Below are 16,255 nucleotides of genomic sequence, written 5' to 3' on the forward strand. Positions count from 1 at the left end.
CTCCTTGTCCGGTATTCGTATCCGTACGCTTCAGTCCTGGCGGGACGCGAGCCTGACGTTCATGTCGCTCAGGGTGACTGTGCCAAGAATGGTTTGCAGTTCGCAGGGTGCTTCGGTCCTACAGTCGAACTGCCTGGCATCGGCCAGGATCTGGCCATCATTGGCTTGCAGGTTTGCAGCGAGAGCCGGGCTCAAGTGGAGCACCGTCGGCCGCTCGCCGCCATGACCCTTGATTAGTGAAGAGCGTATTTCACCCAGTTCGAAAAGTTTCTCGGTCAGCTGAGAGCCGACGTACAGATTGCCTGCGGACAACTGCACTTGGCCGCCTTCTGGGGCATCGGCCAGCGCCAGCGCTAGCCAACCACCATCGTCGCCGGCGTCGCCGCGTTCGGGGTCGCTGAACTGCTGTTCGCTTTCGTCCCCCATGACTTCCAGCGTCACCCGGTCGGGCGGTGCGACCACCCCAACGAAAATGGCTAGCGCCAGGAGCATGCTGCCGAGATACACGCTGTGCATGAAATGGCTCATGCGTCGTTGACGTCTGGCGGCCTTGGGGTCGTCGGGCTCGCCGGCGGAAATCCCTTGACGCGACCAGGATTGACGATTGAAGCGAAAGCTGACGTAGGTCTTGAGCAGCGCGCCGCCGATCTGGTTGTAATAAAGCAGAGGAATCCAGAGCAGGCTGATACGACCCCGCTGCAAGGCCAGTACGCACGTCGCCACACTGCGTGTGAAGAAGATCCACAGCAGGTAGGCGAAGATGAACGATGGCCGCACGAACAGGGTCAGCATGATCGCCACCGTGGGCCCGATCAGCGTCGTCCACATCGACAGGCGCTGATCGACCAGACTCCACCAGGTGAACAACCCCATGCGCTTGGGGCCCAAGGCGATGGCTCGGCCACTGGTGCGCAGCATATTGCCGTACCACCGACGCATCAGGTCGATAGTGGACTTGAAGAAGCGGTCCTTGTCGGGAAGCTCCTCGAAGCCGGCCACGTACACGTCCGGAATATAGAGCATCTTCCAGCCGTTCTTGAGCAGCCAGTACCAGGTCGACTTGTCATCGCCGGAGAGAAACTTGAAGTTGCCAAAGCGCCAGTGCTCGACATGGTCGTTTTCGACCAGATCGATGAAATCGGGATTGGTGGCAAGTTCGGCGCGAAAGGCGCTGTAACGGCCGGTCAGTACCAGCAGCCGCTCGGAAACTGCCATCGAGCTCATGACCAGATGGCGCTGCGCGTAACGCAGGTCGTACCACTCCTTGGTAACGTCGCCGCCGTTGACTATCGAACGATTGTTGGTGGTCAATGCCCCCAGGTCGTCCTGCGCCAGGAAAAAGGAGAGTGAGCGTGGAAGCGTGCCCGGCTCGATCTCGATATCGCCGTCCATAGTTATCAATAACGAGCGGTGGCTGGGCATGCGGCGCGAGATCGCGCGCAGCACCTCGGCCATTGCCGAGCGCTTGCCGTCACCCTTCTGAAACATGTAACTGACTTCGACGTTTTGCGGCCAGCCGTTTTCCGCCATTACATGATCGATGACATCGACGTCGCTGCGGTCCGAGATCGCCGCGAAGATCGTCGTCGGCACGCCATAATCCCGCGCTTCACGTATCAGCGCATCGTAGACCGAGAACGAAACCTCCGGTTCGATGCGAAAGGACGTGCAAAGCACATAAAGCGCATCGGGACGTTGAGTCGCTCCGGCCGCATCGGCCTTTTGCCGCAATTGCGGGAACACATGGCGGTTGAACCAGACCGAGCGCACGGCTTGGGTAAACCACCATGAATAGCGCCAAGCGCCGACTACGCCGATCGCGAGGATGAAGCTCTTGGAGTTGGGCGAGAAGACTTCCGGTGGCAGCTCGAAGACGAGCACCACCAGAACAGAGAGCATGAACAGCAGTGTCGTTACCTCGGTAACACGACTGGCCGTCGAACCCTTGCTGTGCTTGTTCAGCGACATGGCAAACCTTCCATGACTGGCGATGGCGGGCTGCTGGCGTTGGCACGATGCGAGAAGCATTGCCCGTTCCGCTAGCAGTACAGGGAAGCGATGGCCATCAAGTTGTCTGGCGTGGCTGCAACGAGTCGCCACGACCCATAGCGAAATACAGCAGTCCGGCTGATTTCACACTTTGCGGATCGAAGAGGTTACGGCCATCGATGATGACCGGGGTGCGCAGGGTGGCGGCGATATGCCCGAAATCCACGGCGCGGAAGGCTTTCCATTCGGTACAGATAACCAGGGCATCGGCGCCTTCGAGTGTGTCGTCGCGGCGTTCGCAGTAGCTCAGGTCGTTGCGTTCGCCATAGATGCGCCGGCATTCGTCCGTTGCCTCTGGGTCGAAGGCTTGCACCCGTGCGCCGGCCGCCCACAAGGCTTCCATCAGGGTACGACTCGGCGCCTCGCGCATATCGTCGGTATTGGGCTTGAACGCCAGCCCCCACAAGGCGATGGTCTTGCCGGCAAGGTCGCCATCGAAAGCCTGTTCGAGCTTCTGGAACAGCTTGCTCTTCTGGCGCTTGTTGACGGCTTCGACAGCACTCAGCAGCTCGGCCTTGTAGCCGATGTCCGCGGCGGTGCGGCCGAGCGCCTGAACGTCCTTGGGGAAGCACGAACCGCCGTAGCCGCAGCCGGGATAGATGAAGTGATAGCCGATACGCGGATCGCTGCCGATGCCGTGGCGAACGTCCTCGATGTCGGCGCCCAGGCTTTCCGCCAGGTTGGAAATCTCGTTCATGAAGCTGATCTTGGTGGCCAGCATGGCGTTGGCCGCGTACTTGGTCAGCTCGGCGCTGCGCACGTCCATGAACATCAGCTTTTCATGGTTGCGATTGTACGGCGCGTAGCATTCGCGCATCGCCTTGACGACCCGCTCGGAATCGGTGCCGACGATGATGCGTGCGCCCTGGGAGAAGTCCTGGACGGCAGCGCCTTCCTTGAGGAACTCGGGGTTGGAGCACACATCGAAGGCCAAATCCAGGCCCCGCTCGTCGAGCACCCGCCGGACGGTTGCGGTGACCTTGTCGGCGGTACCCACCGGAACGGTGGACTTGTCGACGATGACCTTGGGCTCGCACATGTGCTGGGCGATGGTTTCGGCGACCTTGAGCACGTACTTGAGGTCGGCGCTGCCGTCTTCGTCGGCGGGGGTGCCGACGGCGATGAACTGCAGCTTGCCGAACGCAACGGCCTCGGTGGCATCGGTGGTGAAGCGCAGCCGGCCGGCACGCATGTTGGTGGCGATCATCGGCTCGAGGCCGGGCTCGTAGATGGGCACCTCGCCGCGATTGAGGCGGGCGATCTTGTCGGCGTCGACGTCGACGCAGACGACTTCATGGCCGACATCGGCCAGGCAGGTTCCGGTCACAAGACCGACATAACCGGATCCAAAGATGGTTATCTTCATAAGTCACCTCTCCATGGTGTTTGATTTTTGCCGCTACCGAGCGGATGGCATGCACGCCTTGTCCGTTACGTGAGCGAGCGCGTCAGGCTGACTGTCTATCCCTTGTGCGAATGCGAGCATTCGGCAGTGCCGACGTATAATTTCTTGCTGGCTCTCGGCTATCGAGGTTGGCTATCGATCCAGGCCGGCATGCCAGTCTTCTATTCTTAGTCTCCTAAATTAGCCTTTCAATTCAGCGGGTAATGTTTTGTAACCTGTAAGTTACGGCCTCTAGCCTAGGAAAAGCTGGCTCCAACGTCAAAACCTGACGTTGGTTTTTTTCGAATACACTGTTCGAAAATGTCCGATAGTCTCCCTGTCTTCACAGTCAGCGCATATAGGACTAAAATGGTACGCAATCGCTGAGCGAGCTGGAGAGCAGCAATGCTGAAGCTGTCAAAGCTGACCGACTATGCCGCTGTGGTGATGGCACAGATAGCGCGCCACCCCGATCGGGCATATGCCGCTGCGGAGCTTGCTGAAGCAGTGAAGTTGCCGCATCCGACTGTCAGCAAGACGTTGAAGATGCTGGTGCGTGCCGGTCTGCTGGTTTCACGGCGAGGGGTCCAGGGCGGTTATCGCCTGGCGCGCTCGCCGTCGCAGATATCGGCTCGCGACATCATCGCCGCCATCGAAGGGCCGGTGGCAATGACCGAATGCAGCCAGATCGACGGCGATTGCGAGTTGCTGGGCAACTGCAGCGTCGCCGACAACTGGCAGCGCGTGACGCTGGGTGTCCAAACATTGCTCGATAGTGTCAGTTTGGCACACCTGGCACAGACCACGCCAATCAAGTTACCCGTGCAGCTACCCATACAGAGCGTGACGCTAGCGGCTTCGGCCGAGGGCTGACACGCCGATCATCGCTTGAACAGGGCGCAAGCAGACCGCCCGGAGGGGAAGACCATGGCTACAGAGGAAATGGAGCAGCTCGTACGTCGCGAGTATACCCAGGGTTTCGTGACCGACATCGAGAGCGACACGGTTCCGCCCGGCCTGGATGAAAGCGTCATCGCTTTCATCTCGCAGAAGAAGGGCGAACCCCAGTGGATGCTCGACTGGCGTCTCGAGGCTTACCATCAATGGCTGAAGATGACCGCTCCCTCCTGGGCGCATCTCAGTTACCCGGCGATCGACTATCAGGCGATTTCCTACTACAGCGCGCCCAAGAAACCCGAGGACCGACCGCAGAGCCTCGACGAAGTCGACCCCAAGTTGCTCGAGACCTACGAGAAACTGGGCATTCCCCTGCACGAACGTGCGGCGTTGGCCGGCGTGGCGGTGGATGCGGTGTTCGACTCGGTGTCGGTGACCACCACCTTCAAGGACAAGCTCGCCGAAGCGGGGGTGATCTTCTGTTCGATCTCCGAGGCGATCCGTGACTACCCCGAACTGGTCAAGCACTACCTGGGTAGCGTGGTGCCGCAGGGCGACAACTACTTCGCGGCGCTCAATTCGGCGGTATTCACCGACGGCTCGTTCGTCTACGTGCCGGAAGGCGTGACCTGCCCGATGGAGTTGTCGACCTACTTCCGCATCAACGCCGCCAATACCGGCCAGTTCGAGCGCACGCTGATCGTCTGCGACAAGCAGGCGCAGGTCTCCTATCTCGAGGGTTGCACGGCGCCGCAGCGCGACGAGAACCAGCTGCACGCCGCGGTGGTCGAGCTGGTGGCCCTGGAAGACGCCTACATCAAGTACTCGACGGTACAGAACTGGTATCCCGGCGACGAGGACGGCAAGGGCGGCATCTACAACTTCGTCACCAAGCGTGCCGATTGCCGCGGCGATCGTTCCAAGGTGTCGTGGACGCAGGTCGAGACCGGCTCGGCGATCACCTGGAAATACCCGTCGTGCATGCTGCGCGGCAAGGACAGTGTCGGCGAGTTCTACTCGGTGGCCGTCACCAATGGCCGTCAGCAGGCCGATACCGGCACCAAGATGATCCATATCGGCGAGAACACCAAATCGACGATCGTCTCCAAGGGGATCGCCGCCGGGCGCAGCGATCAGGCCTATCGCGGGCTGGTCAAGATCGGTCCGCGAGCGCGGGGCGCGCGCAATTTCACGCAGTGCGATTCGCTGCTGATCGGCGATCGCTGCGGTGCGCATACTTTCCCCTATCAGGAGATCGGCAACAGCACGGCCACCGTCGAGCACGAAGCGACGACCTCGAAGATCGGCGAAGACCAGCTGTTCTACTGCCGCCAGCGCGGCATCTCCGAGGAGGACGCGGTCAACATGATCGTCAACGGCTTCTGCAAGGACGTCTTCCAGGAGTTGCCGATGGAGTTCGCGGTCGAGGCCGAGGCGCTGTTGAACGTGACCCTCGAGGGCGCCGTCGGTTAAGGCGCTATTGCGCTCGGTCATGACGCGCCAAGTGGCGTACTAGTTTATCGGGGTCGTCGAGGCGGCTCGAATCCAGATTCAAGGTGGCAACACATGCTCGAAGTCAAAGATCTGCACGTCTGCGTGGAAGGCTCGAAAATCCTCAAGGGGCTCTCGCTGACGATTCTTCCCGGCGAGGTCCACGCGATCATGGGCCCTAACGGCGCCGGCAAGTCGACGCTGTCGGCGGTGATCGCCGGCAAGCAAGGCTACGAAGTCACCGCGGGCACGATCACCTTCGAAGGTCGCGACGTGCTCGACATGGAGATCGAAGAGCGGGCCCAGGCCGGCCTGCTGATGGGCTTCCAGTACCCGGTCGAGATTCCGGGGGTCAAGAACATCTACCTGCTCAAGGCGGCGCTCAATGCAAGCCGCGAGGCGCGCGGGGAGAGCGAGATCCCGGCGCCGGAATTCATGAAACTGGTCAAGGAGAAGCTGGCGTTCATGAAGATGGACTCGAGCTTCCTGCAGCGCGCCGTCAACGAAGGTTTTTCGGGCGGCGAGAAAAAGCGTAACGAGATCCTGCAGATGCTGATCCTCGAGCCCAAGCTGGCGATGCTCGACGAGATCGACTCGGGGCTCGACATCGACGCCATGAAGATCGTCGCCGATGGCGTCAACTCGTTACGCAATGCCGATCGGGCGATTCTGATGGTCACCCACTATCAGCGCCTGCTCGATTACATCATCCCCGACAAGGTGCATGTGCTGGTCGGCGGTCGCATCGTCAAGTCCGGCGACAAGAACCTGGCCCTGGAACTCGAATCGCGCGGCTACGAATGGGTCGTGGAGGAGTCCGCAGCATGAGCGAGCGCAGTTTGAGTGAAGAGCAAGGCTTTCTCGAGCGGCTACGGGCGCGGGACGAGACGCGTGACGCCGAGCCGACCTGGATCGCCGCGCGACGTCAGGCCGGCGCCGCGCGTTTCAAGGCGTTGGGGTTCCCCACCAAGCGCGACGAGCGGTGGAAGTACACCGATGTGCGGCGCATCAGTCAGGGCCGTTTCGCCCTGGCCGACAACGCCGACTTCTCGCCGGGCCAGGCGGCGGCATTGACCCTGCCGCTGGCCTCGGCGATCCGGCTGACCTTCGTCGACGGGCTGTTTTCCGCCCAACTTTCGGATCTCGCCGCGTTGCCCGCCGGCGTCACGGTGGAGCCGTTGTCCCAGGCGCTGAGCGACAACCACGAGGCCGTGGGGGGCGTGCTGGGGCGTCTGACCGGCGTCGACTTCTCGCCGTTTGCCGCCTTGAACACGGCGTTTTCCGAGGAGGGCGCGGTGATCCGCCTGGCGCCGGGCGTGGCGGTCGAGACGCCGATCGTCGTGCAGTTCCTGTCGCGCGCCAATGCAGCGCCGGTGATGAGCCACCCGCGGGTGCTGATCCAGGCCGGCGCACGCAGCGAGGCCACGGTGATCGAGCATTTCGCCGGTGAAGCGGATGCCGCCAACTTCACCAACGTGGTGGCCGAGGCGCTGCTCGAGCGGGGCGCGATCCTCACTCATTACACGCTGCAGGAAGCGCCGCTGGGCGATTCGCTGATTACCAGCCTGCAGGTGGACCAGGGGCGCGACAGCCGTTTCACCTCGTTCAACGTCAACCTGGGCGGGGCGCTGGTGCGCAACGATCTGGTCAGCGAACTGAACGCCGAAGGCGCCGAGGCCCATTTCTACGGCCTGTTCTACGCCCAGGGGCGCCAGCACATCGATAACCACACGCTGGTCAATCACAATGCGCCGCACACGGTCTCCAACGAGAACTACAAGGGAATTCTCGACGATCGTGCGCGGGGCGTGTTCAACGGCAAGGTCATCGTCAAGCGCGACAGTCAGAAGATCGAGGCGGATCAGAGCAATGCCAATCTGCTGCTTTCCGATCGCGCCGAAATCGACACCAAGCCCGAGCTCGAGATCTACGCCGACGACGTCAAGTGCTCCCACGGCGCGACCACTGGCCAGCTCGACGAGGAGGCGGTGTTCGCGTTGCGCACCCGCGGGCTCGACGAGCAGACCGCACGCGGCTTGCTGACCCTGGCGTTCGCCGGCGAAGTGATGGATCGGGTGACCCTCGATGCCGTCGCCGAGCGGGTCGAACGGGCGGTGGCCGGCAAGCTTCCCGAGCGCTTCAACCTCACCGGCCTGGTCGAACTTGCGGCACTCGAGCAGGGCAGCCATGCGCAGGAGGACGACGAGCATGACCGTGATGGCTGAGTTGACCCTGGATGTAGCGAAGGTGCGTCGCGACTTTCCGATTCTCGATCGGCAGGTCCACGGCAAGCCGCTGGTCTATCTCGACAACGCCGCGACCAGCCAGACGCCGATCCCGGTGATCGAGACGCTCGATCACTATTACCGGCACTATAACGCCAACATCCATCGCGGCCTGCATACACTGGCCGACGAGGCGACCGCCGCGTTCGAAGCGACGCGGGCCACGGTGCGCGATTTCCTGGGTGCCCGCGAGTCGCGCGAGATCGTCTTCACCCGCGGCACCACCGAGGCGATCAACCTGGTCGCCAATAGCTGGGGGCGGCGCAATCTCAGGCCGGGCGACGAAGTGTTGGTCTCGCGTCTCGAGCATCACTCCAATATCGTGCCGTGGCAGCTGCTGGCCGCCGAGCTGGGATTTACCATCAAGGTGATTCCCATCGACGAGCGCGGCGTGCTCGACATGGACGCCTACCGCGAGCTGTTCAGCGCGCGCACTCGGCTGGTGGCGGTCAACCACGTTTCCAACGCCATCGGCACGATCAATCCAGTTACCGAGATGGCACGCATCGCCCACGCGCATGATGCGCTGATTCTGGTCGACGGCGCCCAGGCGGCACCCCACGAGCCGATTGACGTGGTCGCGCTCGATGCCGACTTCTATGCCTTTTCCGGCCACAAGGTCTACGGTCCGACCGGGGTCGGCGCGCTCTATGGCAAGGCCGAGCTGCTCGAAGCCATGCCGCCCTGGCAGGGCGGCGGCGAGATGATCGACACGGTGAGCTTCGAGGCCGGCAGCACATACGCCGCGATACCCCACAAGTTCGAGGCGGGCACCCCGGCGATCGCCGATGTGATCGCGCTGGGCCGAGCGCTCGAGTGGGTCGAGCAGATCGGCGTGTCGCTGATCGGCGCCTGGGAGCAGCGTCTGCTGGCGCATGCCAATGAGCAGCTCGCCGCCATTCCCGGTCTGCGCCTGCTGGGCACCGCACCGCACAAGGCCGGCGTGGTATCGTTTGTCGTCGACGGTGCGCACGCTCAGGACATCGCGCTGCTGATCGATCAGTTGGGGGTGGCCATTCGCACCGGCAATCACTGCGCTCAACCGCTGTTGCAGCACTTCGGCGTGACGGCGACCTGCCGGGCGTCATTCGCCGCCTACAACACGTCCGAGGAGATCGATATCTTCGTCGCGGCGCTCGCGCGTGCCGTCGAGATGGTGCGATAGATTCGGCAACGGAGCCGTAATGCAGCCACTGGAAAGTCTTCTCTACAAGGGGCAGCAGATGCCTCTGCAACGCGATGTCGAGGCGATCTCGATTCCCTTCGGCAAGAGCGTCACGCTGAGCGAGGATGCGGTCGTCTCGATCATGCAGGCCAAGGGCAGCACGGTCAGCATCGGCTTTGAAGGCCGGATGTTCCTGATCGAGGGCAGCGATCTCGATGCGCTCGGCCTGGAGGCCCTGCCCCGGCCGACGCTGCCCGAGGATGCCGACGACGAGACGCTCGAGCGTTTCGTCTGGGAGCAGTTGCGGACCTGCTACGACCCCGAGATCCCGGTCAATATCGTCGATCTGGGATTGGTCTACGGGTGCCGCATCGAACACCTGCTGAGCGGCGAGCGGGTGGTGACCGTGCGCATGACGCTCACCGCCCCCGGTTGCGGCATGGGTGATGTGATCGCCGAGGATGCCCGGCGCAAGATCCTCGGTGCGCAACCGATTTCCCGGGTGCATATCGATATCGTCTTCGATCCACCCTGGAGTCGGGAGATGATGACCGAGGAAGCCCGCCTCGAACTGGGTCTGTTCTGATGCCTGCGCGGGTTGGCCTCTCGGCGTACCGCCAGCGCTATGGCGCGACCCGGCAATGCCAGGAGAGTTGCTAGGCGATGGCGGCAAGGCGCAGAACATGGTTGAAGCGGGCGGCAGCGGCGACTGCCGCCCTCTTCGTGTTGGCCGTCGGGGTCGTTCTGGCGGCCAACTGGTGGTTGCTGTCGCGCACCCAGGGGCGCATCGAGGACGATCTGCTGCTGTGCCGAGCGGCACCGGTCGGCATCGTCTTCGGCACGTCCTATTGGACCCGTGGCGGAGGGCGCAATCCGCATTACGCGGCGCGGCTCGATGCCGCTGCGCGCCTGCTGCGCATGCAGCGTGTCCAGCATCTGCTGCTGTCCGGCGACAATCGCACCCGCTATTACAACGAACCGGTCACCATGTGGCGCGACTTGCGCAAGGTCAATGTGCGCGATAGCGACATGACGCTCGATTATGCCGGCTTCAGCACCTTCGACACCCTGGTTCGTGCGCGCGAGATCTTCGCCGTCGACCAGGCGCTGTTGATCACCCAGGACTGGCATCTGCCGCGGGCGCTGTTCATTGCCGACGCCCTGGGCATCGAGGCGACCGGTTGCGCGGCACCGACACGGCGGGCAGCGGGGGAGTGGCGGTTGCGCGTGCGTGAATGGCTGGCGCGGGTGGCAACGCTGGGCGATCTCTACATCTGGCAGCGCGAACCCTATTTCCTGGGACCGCGCGAACCGCTGCAGATAGCGCCGGCGGGGTGATCGCATTACTGTGGAGGTGACGCCCGACGGCGCTTAACGGCGCTGTTTGGGCTTGTGCAGCTTGTAAAGTTCACGGATCAGCGCGCGGCAGCCCTTCCAGCAGCGTTCGATGACCGGCTCGATGGGGTCGGGCAGAGGGTGCGTGTAGAGGGTCGACAACGACTGCATGACCACCCGTTCCTGCTCGAGCAGCTCGCCGACCAGTACCTGACTGTCGTCGCCGACGAAGCTCTTCAGCCGGCTCCACAGCCATAGATAGTCGTCGCGCTCGACATCGGCGTCGCGGGGCAGAATGTCGAGGTGCTGCTTGGCGAGCGCCTGAAGGTCGCGCATCGCTTCGCCGCGTTCCTCGAAATGCGGCTTGAGCGCATCGCGCAGCGATGGGCGCAAGCGTTCGAGATTGTCCTGGAAATAGTCGAGGCTGTCGGCCAGCGCTTCCAGTACGTTGTCCATCGCCACTTGGCGATTATCGAGAAACATGAGCGGTCACCTCCTCCGGTGACGCAGATTGTGCGGCTGGAAACAGTGTTTTGCTACCCCTGCCGGCAAGAAATACTGTGTTTCCATCGAAATGGCGTCGTCCAGGGTTATCGGCGGCGAGGCGCGATACTTAACCCTTGGGCTTGGGCGGCGCCTTGCGTGGCGTGACGGCATGCTTTTCCAGATGCTCGATGATCAATCCGGCGATGTCGCGTCCGGTGGCGCTCTCGATGCCCTGCAGCCCCGGCGAGGAGTTGACCTCCATGATCACCGGGCCATGATTGGAACGTAGCAGGTCGACGCCGGCGACGCGCAGGCCCATCGCCTTGGCGGCGCGGATCGCCGTCGAGCGCTCTTCAGGCGTGATGCGGATCACGCTGGCGCTGCCGCCACGATGCAGGTTGGAGCGGAATTCGCCTTCCGCGGCCTGGCGCTTCATCGACGCGACGACCTTGTCACCGATCACCAAGCAGCGGATGTCGGCTCCTCGCGCCTCCTTGATGTATTCCTGGACCATGATGTTGGCCTTCATGCCCATGAAGGCCTGGATCACGCTTTCGGCGGCCTGGTTGGTTTCGGCCAGCACCACGCCGATCCCCTGGGTGCCTTCCAGCAACTTGATGACCAGCGGCGCGCCCTTGACCATGGTGATCAAATCAGGAATGTCGTCGGGCGAATGGGCGAAGCCGGTGATCGGTAGTCCCAGGCCCTTGCGCGAAAGCAGCTGCAACGAGCGCAGCTTGTCGCGTGAACGAGTGATGGAAACGTTGTCGTTGAGCACATAGGTGCTCATCATCTCGAACTGACGCAATACGGCGCAGCCATAGAAGGTCACCGACGCGCCGATGCGCGGAATCACCGCGTCGAAGGGCTCGAGCTCGGCCCCTTTGTAATGGATCGAGGGGCGATGCGAGGCGATGTTCATGTAACAACGCAGCGTGTCGACCACGCGCACGCTGTGGCCGCGGTTCTGGCCCGCTTCGACCAGTCGGCGAGTGGAGTACAGATTGCGGTTACGCGACAACAGGGCGATGTGCATGGTGTTCTCCGGACGAGACGTAAGCGGGTAAATGGCGTGACGCAGTCGCTCAGGGTTCGCCATGCAGGAAAGCCGTACCCGGCGCGACCAGCAGACGGCGCATGGCACGACGCCCCAGCAGCATGGGGTGGCGCATGTTACGACGATCGCTCAGCGAAAGCTCGACAGGATAGTCGAGTTCGCCAAGCTGCATCGGGGTACGGATGATGTAGCGCCATTCGGCCTGACCGTTGGAACTGGTCACCTTGCGCCGGTCGTGAAGATGCATCCGGACCGAGTGTGCCGGGCTCTCTACGCCGCTGCCGCGGGTCACGAAGCTGACCCATAGATGGCCATGCTCCTCGAAAGTCTCGATGTCTTCGGCATGCAGGGACGAAGTGCGTGCTCCGGTATCGGCCTTGCAGCACAGGGTCAGGCCGATTTCCGGCAGGGTCACCATTTCGCGACGGCCGATCACCGCCTTCGCTTGGTAGGGCAATGCTTTCATCGGCGCTCCTGTTGTTCGATACGGACGGGTCGGTACAGGCGGATCGGCACTCGGCTCAATGCGTGAGTGGCTGCAGGCATCGGCCGACCGGCGATTGCGGAGAAGTCTGACGCAGGTACATCAGCAACGGTAACCGCAGACGGGGCAGCAACGCCAGATCGCGGACCACGCTGGTAAAGCCTCCCGGGCTATGGCGGGCCAGGGCGTCGAGAAACAGCGGCAATCGCTGGGCGTGTTCGAGATGCGTCCAGCCGCGCGCGGCGATCGCCGCGAGCAGATCCGCCCCGCAGGCGGCGCTGTCGGCGAGCAAGGCATCGTACCAAGGACCGACGAGGTCGGTCGCGCCTTGACCGACACTGCGCACGCAGGCACTGAACGTTTCGATATCGCCTTCGTGCGCCGCAGCCTCGCCGCGGGCGATCAGTGCCTGGAGCAAATCCGCGCTGGGCTCGACGTGTTCCAGGCAGTGGCTCAGCGGGCGTAGCACGTCGACTGGCAGGGCATGCAACCGGGCTGCCAGTCTACCGGCCTGGACGTGGTCATGGCGTACACTGAAATCCGCCAGTCCCTGCAGGCCCAGCGCCGGCCACTGCTCGGGCTCGGCAGCAGCGAGCAGGTAGTCCTCGACGAGCTCGAAATGCTCGCTGGCGGGGCGTCCCAGGTCGGCACTGGCGCGGGCATGCAGCATTGCGCGCTGAGTGATGTCCGGGGTAAAGGCCAGCGGGTTGTCCTGCATCAGGTTGTCGATGTGCCGATCGTCATCCTGCAGCCGGTTGGCCGAGCGACCCAGCGTTTCCAGCAGGCGTTGCAGGAAAGCGTCGCGCGGTGCCGGGTCGAGCAGGCCCTGTTCGTCCAGCGGCAGCGACAAAAACCAGATCAGCGGATCGTCGGCATCGCCCAGGCGAAACACACAGGCCAATTGGGCGCGGCCCAGCCACGGCAGCGGCCAAGGCTGATCGCCCGCTTCGAAAGCGGCGAGCGTAGCCTCGGGGCAGCCGACGACCTGGCGGCCCAGGGTATAGAAGCGGGCCTGTGCACCGCTACGGGCGAAGAAGTCGCAAAGCGTGTGTATCGGTGACATGACGTCCTCACGGTTGAGCCGCGAACTGTAGCGCGTCGCCGTCGGCCTTTCTACCTCGATGATTCGTTGAGCGGTCAGTTTTTGATCAGTTCGTGGCGTGTCAGACGCCACGACCGCAGGGCCGGCTTTTCCAATGATTATCCACAGGCTATTTCAGGAAAACTGTGTATCGACTCGCCGCCCATGGCATCTGCAAATAGTGAGTGCCTATTGGTCAAAGGCGGTTCAAGTCACTAAGCTATGTAACCAAATCGAATAAACGAGGTGCTCGTTTATTCTTATCCAGCAATGAAGCAGCGAACAACCACGGAGAGTCATCATGCGGCGATTGATAGCGACCCTGGCAATGGGCACTCTTTTGACGGCTTCCTTGGGAGCCACGGCGCAGGACATGGCGCAGGAGAAAGGTGGCGGTAGTTTCAAGGTGGGGATGTCGGGCGGCTATTTTCCGTTCACCTTCGTCGAGCAGGACCAGCTCAAGGGCTTCGAGGTCGACGTCATGAATGCGTTGGGCGAGCAGATGGAGGCGGATATCGAGTTCGTCACCGCCAACTTCTCGGGGCTGTTCGGCATGCTCGAGTCGGGGCGCATCGACACCATCGCCAACCAGATCACCATCACCGACGAGCGCCAGGCCAAGTACGCCTTCACCGAGCCCTACGTCTATGATGGCGCCCAGGTCGTGACCCGCAAGGGCAACGATACCATCGAAGGCGTCGAAGACCTGCGCGGCAAGACGGTGGCGGTCAACCTGGGCTCGAACTATGAGCAGTTGTTGCGCGAACTGCCCTACGCCGACGAAATCGACATTCGCACCTACGAGAGCAACATCGAACAGGACACCGCGCTGGGTCGAGTCGACGCCTTTGTCATGGATCGCGTAAGCGCCTCGCAGGTGATCAAGGAAAAACCGCTGCCGCTGGAGCTTGCCGGCAAGCCGTTCTCGGAAATCCGCAACGCGCTGCCGTTCCGCGATACCGAGCAGGGACGCGCGCTGCGCGATCGCTTCGACAAGGCGCTGGAGACACTGCGCGACAACGGCACTCTGGAGGAAATCTCCCAGCGCTGGTTCGGCACCGACATCACTCAGCGTTAAGCGTCGGGCTTACTGAATGGGCGTCCTGGATTTCGACTACATGCTGGGGCTGGTGCCGATTCTGCTCGGCTACCTGCCGCTGACCCTGGAGATGGCGACCGCCGGCATGGTGCTGGGGCTCGCCCTGGCCGCCGTGCTGGCGGTGATACGGGTGTTGCGCGTGCCCGGGCTCAATGCCGTGACGCTGTTGTTCATCTCGTTCTTTCGCGGTACGCCACTGCTGGTGCAGCTGTTCCTGTTCTATTACGGCCTGCCGCAGCTGTTCAGCGCGCTGACCCAGATCAACGGCGTCACGGCGACGATCCTCGGCCTGACGCTGCATTTTTCGGCGTACATGGCGGAATCGATTCGTGCCGCCATCGTCGGCGTCGATCGCAGTCAGACCGAAGCGGCATTGTCGATTGGCATGACCAGCCTGCAGTTGATGCGGCGGATCGTGCTGCCCCAGGCCACGCGGGTCGCGGTCCCGACGCTGATGAACTACTTCATCGACATGATCAAGGCGACGTCGCTGGCCTTCACGCTCGGCGTCACCGAGCTGATGGGCGCTACCCAGAAGGAAGCGGCCGGCAGCTTTCTCTACTTCGAGGCGTTCATCACCGTGGCGATATTCTACTGGGCGATCGTCGAATTGCTGGCCTGGCTGCAGCGGCGACTTGAAACCCGACTCAACAAGGCCTACCGGCGATGATCGAACTCAAGGGACTGACCAAGCGCTTCGGCGACAGCACGGTGCTCGATGGCATCGACCTGATCATCGAGCGGGGCGAGATCATCGTCGTGATCGGCCCCTCGGGTACCGGCAAGTCGACGTTGCTGCGCTGCGTGAACTTCCTCGAACGGCCCGAGGCCGGGCAGGTTACGGTCGGCGATCTGACGGTCGAGGCCACGCAGGCGCGCAAGCAGGAGATTCTCGAGCTGCGCCGGCGCACGGCCTTCGTCTTCCAGAACTATGCCCTGTTCGCCAACAAGACGGCCTTGGAGAACATCGCCGAAGGGCTGATCGTGATCAACAGCTGGCCGAAGCCGCGCGCTCACCGTCGCGCTCGCGAAATCCTCGCGCGCATCGGTCTGGCCGACAAGGCGGATGCCTATCCCGCGTCGCTGTCGGGCGGCCAGCAGCAGCGCGTGGGTATTGGCCGGGCGATGGCCGCGCAGGCGGAGGTCATCCTGTTCGACGAGCCGACTTCCTCGCTGGACCCGGAGTGGGTCGAAGAGGTCCTGGGGTTGATGAAGCAGCTTGCCGACGAGCGCCAGACCATGCTGGTGGTGACGCATGAAATGGGCTTCGCCCGCGACGTCGCCGATCGGGTGATCTTCATGGACGGCGGACGGATCGTCGAGCAGGGTCCGCCTGCCGAGGTGTTCTCCGCGCCGCGTGACGAACGTACCCGCAACTTCCTGCGCAAGGTGCTGGCCGGCCAGGCGCTGGGCGAGCCTTGAGACTGCCTGGCGGCTCGCGC

Annotated in this window: 16 protein-coding genes; 10 read left to right on the top strand and 6 right to left on the bottom strand. The window is 62.8% G+C overall.

Annotated elements, in window-relative coordinates:
* Positions 1-30: 30 nt before the first annotated feature.
* Both HALZIN_RS0103105 and HALZIN_RS0103110 read right to left on the bottom strand, forming a co-directional pair.
* Positions 31-1,968, bottom strand: a complete 1,938-nt coding sequence (locus HALZIN_RS0103105; RefSeq protein ID WP_031382789.1) for a glycosyltransferase — start codon at positions 1,966-1,968, stop codon at positions 31-33.
* 97 nt (positions 1,969-2,065) lie between these two features.
* Positions 2,066-3,415 carry a UDP-glucose dehydrogenase family protein gene (locus HALZIN_RS0103110; protein WP_031382790.1) on the bottom strand — a complete coding sequence of 450 codons (1,350 nt, stop codon included), beginning with the start codon at positions 3,413-3,415 and terminating at the stop codon, positions 2,066-2,068.
* 423 nt (positions 3,416-3,838) lie between these two features.
* Between HALZIN_RS0103110 and HALZIN_RS0103115 the strand changes: the two genes are divergently transcribed.
* From HALZIN_RS0103115 to HALZIN_RS0103145, 7 genes are all read left to right on the top strand, one after another.
* Positions 3,839-4,306 (top strand): SUF system Fe-S cluster assembly regulator, encoded by a 468-nt coding sequence (locus HALZIN_RS0103115; protein ID WP_031382791.1) that lies wholly within the window; start codon positions 3,839-3,841, stop codon positions 4,304-4,306.
* A 54-nt stretch (positions 4,307-4,360) separates the two neighbouring features.
* Complete coding sequence (sufB, locus tag HALZIN_RS0103120; protein WP_031382792.1) at positions 4,361-5,803, top strand: Fe-S cluster assembly protein SufB; 1,443 nt, start codon at positions 4,361-4,363, stop codon at positions 5,801-5,803.
* Between the two features lie 93 nt (positions 5,804-5,896).
* Complete coding sequence (gene sufC, locus HALZIN_RS0103125) at positions 5,897-6,649, top strand: Fe-S cluster assembly ATPase SufC (protein WP_031382793.1); 753 nt, start codon at positions 5,897-5,899, stop codon at positions 6,647-6,649.
* An 11-nt stretch (positions 6,650-6,660) separates the two neighbouring features.
* Positions 6,661-8,046, top strand: a complete 1,386-nt coding sequence (gene sufD / locus HALZIN_RS0103130; RefSeq protein ID WP_051907589.1) for a Fe-S cluster assembly protein SufD — start codon at positions 6,661-6,663, stop codon at positions 8,044-8,046.
* Positions 8,030-9,271 carry a cysteine desulfurase gene (locus tag HALZIN_RS0103135; RefSeq protein WP_031382795.1) on the top strand — a complete coding sequence of 414 codons (1,242 nt, stop codon included), beginning with the start codon at positions 8,030-8,032 and terminating at the stop codon, positions 9,269-9,271. Before sufD ends, HALZIN_RS0103135 begins: the two co-directional genes overlap by 17 nt.
* Positions 9,272-9,290: 19 nt before the next feature.
* Positions 9,291-9,857, top strand: a complete 567-nt coding sequence (gene sufT / locus HALZIN_RS0103140; protein ID WP_031382796.1) for a putative Fe-S cluster assembly protein SufT — start codon at positions 9,291-9,293, stop codon at positions 9,855-9,857.
* Positions 9,858-9,994: 137 nt separating this feature from the next.
* The gene (locus tag HALZIN_RS0103145; protein ID WP_236254954.1) at positions 9,995-10,609 is read left to right on the top strand and encodes a SanA/YdcF family protein; all 615 of its coding nucleotides are present in this window, start codon (positions 9,995-9,997) and stop codon (positions 10,607-10,609) included.
* Positions 10,610-10,642: 33 nt separating this feature from the next.
* On the opposite strand, the gene HALZIN_RS0103150 is transcribed toward HALZIN_RS0103145, so the two are convergent.
* From HALZIN_RS0103150 to HALZIN_RS0103165, 4 genes are all read right to left on the bottom strand, one after another.
* A complete protein-coding gene (locus HALZIN_RS0103150) occupies positions 10,643-11,089 on the bottom strand; it encodes a hypothetical protein (protein WP_031382798.1) in 447 nt (148 codons plus the stop codon).
* Positions 11,090-11,219: 130 nt separating this feature from the next.
* On the bottom strand, positions 11,220-12,128 hold the full coding sequence (gene rimK / locus HALZIN_RS0103155) for a 30S ribosomal protein S6--L-glutamate ligase (protein ID WP_031382799.1): 909 nt from the start codon (positions 12,126-12,128) through the stop codon (positions 11,220-11,222).
* Between the two features lie 49 nt (positions 12,129-12,177).
* Positions 12,178-12,615, bottom strand: coding sequence for an ATP-dependent zinc protease family protein (locus tag HALZIN_RS0103160; protein WP_031382800.1), 438 nt, complete (start codon positions 12,613-12,615; stop codon positions 12,178-12,180).
* A 55-nt stretch (positions 12,616-12,670) separates the two neighbouring features.
* The gene (locus HALZIN_RS0103165) at positions 12,671-13,696 is read right to left on the bottom strand and encodes a DUF3549 family protein (RefSeq protein WP_031382801.1); all 1,026 of its coding nucleotides are present in this window, start codon (positions 13,694-13,696) and stop codon (positions 12,671-12,673) included.
* Between the two features lie 319 nt (positions 13,697-14,015).
* Between HALZIN_RS0103165 and HALZIN_RS0103170 the strand changes: the two genes are divergently transcribed.
* From HALZIN_RS0103170 to HALZIN_RS0103180, 3 genes are read left to right on the top strand one after another with little or no spacing between them, the layout of a single operon-like run.
* A complete protein-coding gene (locus tag HALZIN_RS0103170; RefSeq protein WP_031382802.1) occupies positions 14,016-14,792 on the top strand; it encodes an amino acid ABC transporter substrate-binding protein in 777 nt (258 codons plus the stop codon).
* 16 nt (positions 14,793-14,808) lie between these two features.
* Positions 14,809-15,483 carry an amino acid ABC transporter permease gene (locus HALZIN_RS0103175; protein WP_031382803.1) on the top strand — a complete coding sequence of 225 codons (675 nt, stop codon included), beginning with the start codon at positions 14,809-14,811 and terminating at the stop codon, positions 15,481-15,483.
* The gene (locus HALZIN_RS0103180) at positions 15,480-16,235 is read left to right on the top strand and encodes an amino acid ABC transporter ATP-binding protein (protein ID WP_031382804.1); all 756 of its coding nucleotides are present in this window, start codon (positions 15,480-15,482) and stop codon (positions 16,233-16,235) included. The genes HALZIN_RS0103175 and HALZIN_RS0103180 overlap by 4 nt, the downstream gene beginning before the upstream one ends.
* Positions 16,236-16,255 lie beyond the last annotated feature (20 nt).

Origin of the sequence: Halomonas zincidurans B6, assembly GCF_000731955.1 — a bacterium.
In the GTDB taxonomy this organism is placed as follows: Bacteria; Pseudomonadota; Gammaproteobacteria; order Pseudomonadales; family Halomonadaceae; genus Modicisalibacter; species Modicisalibacter zincidurans.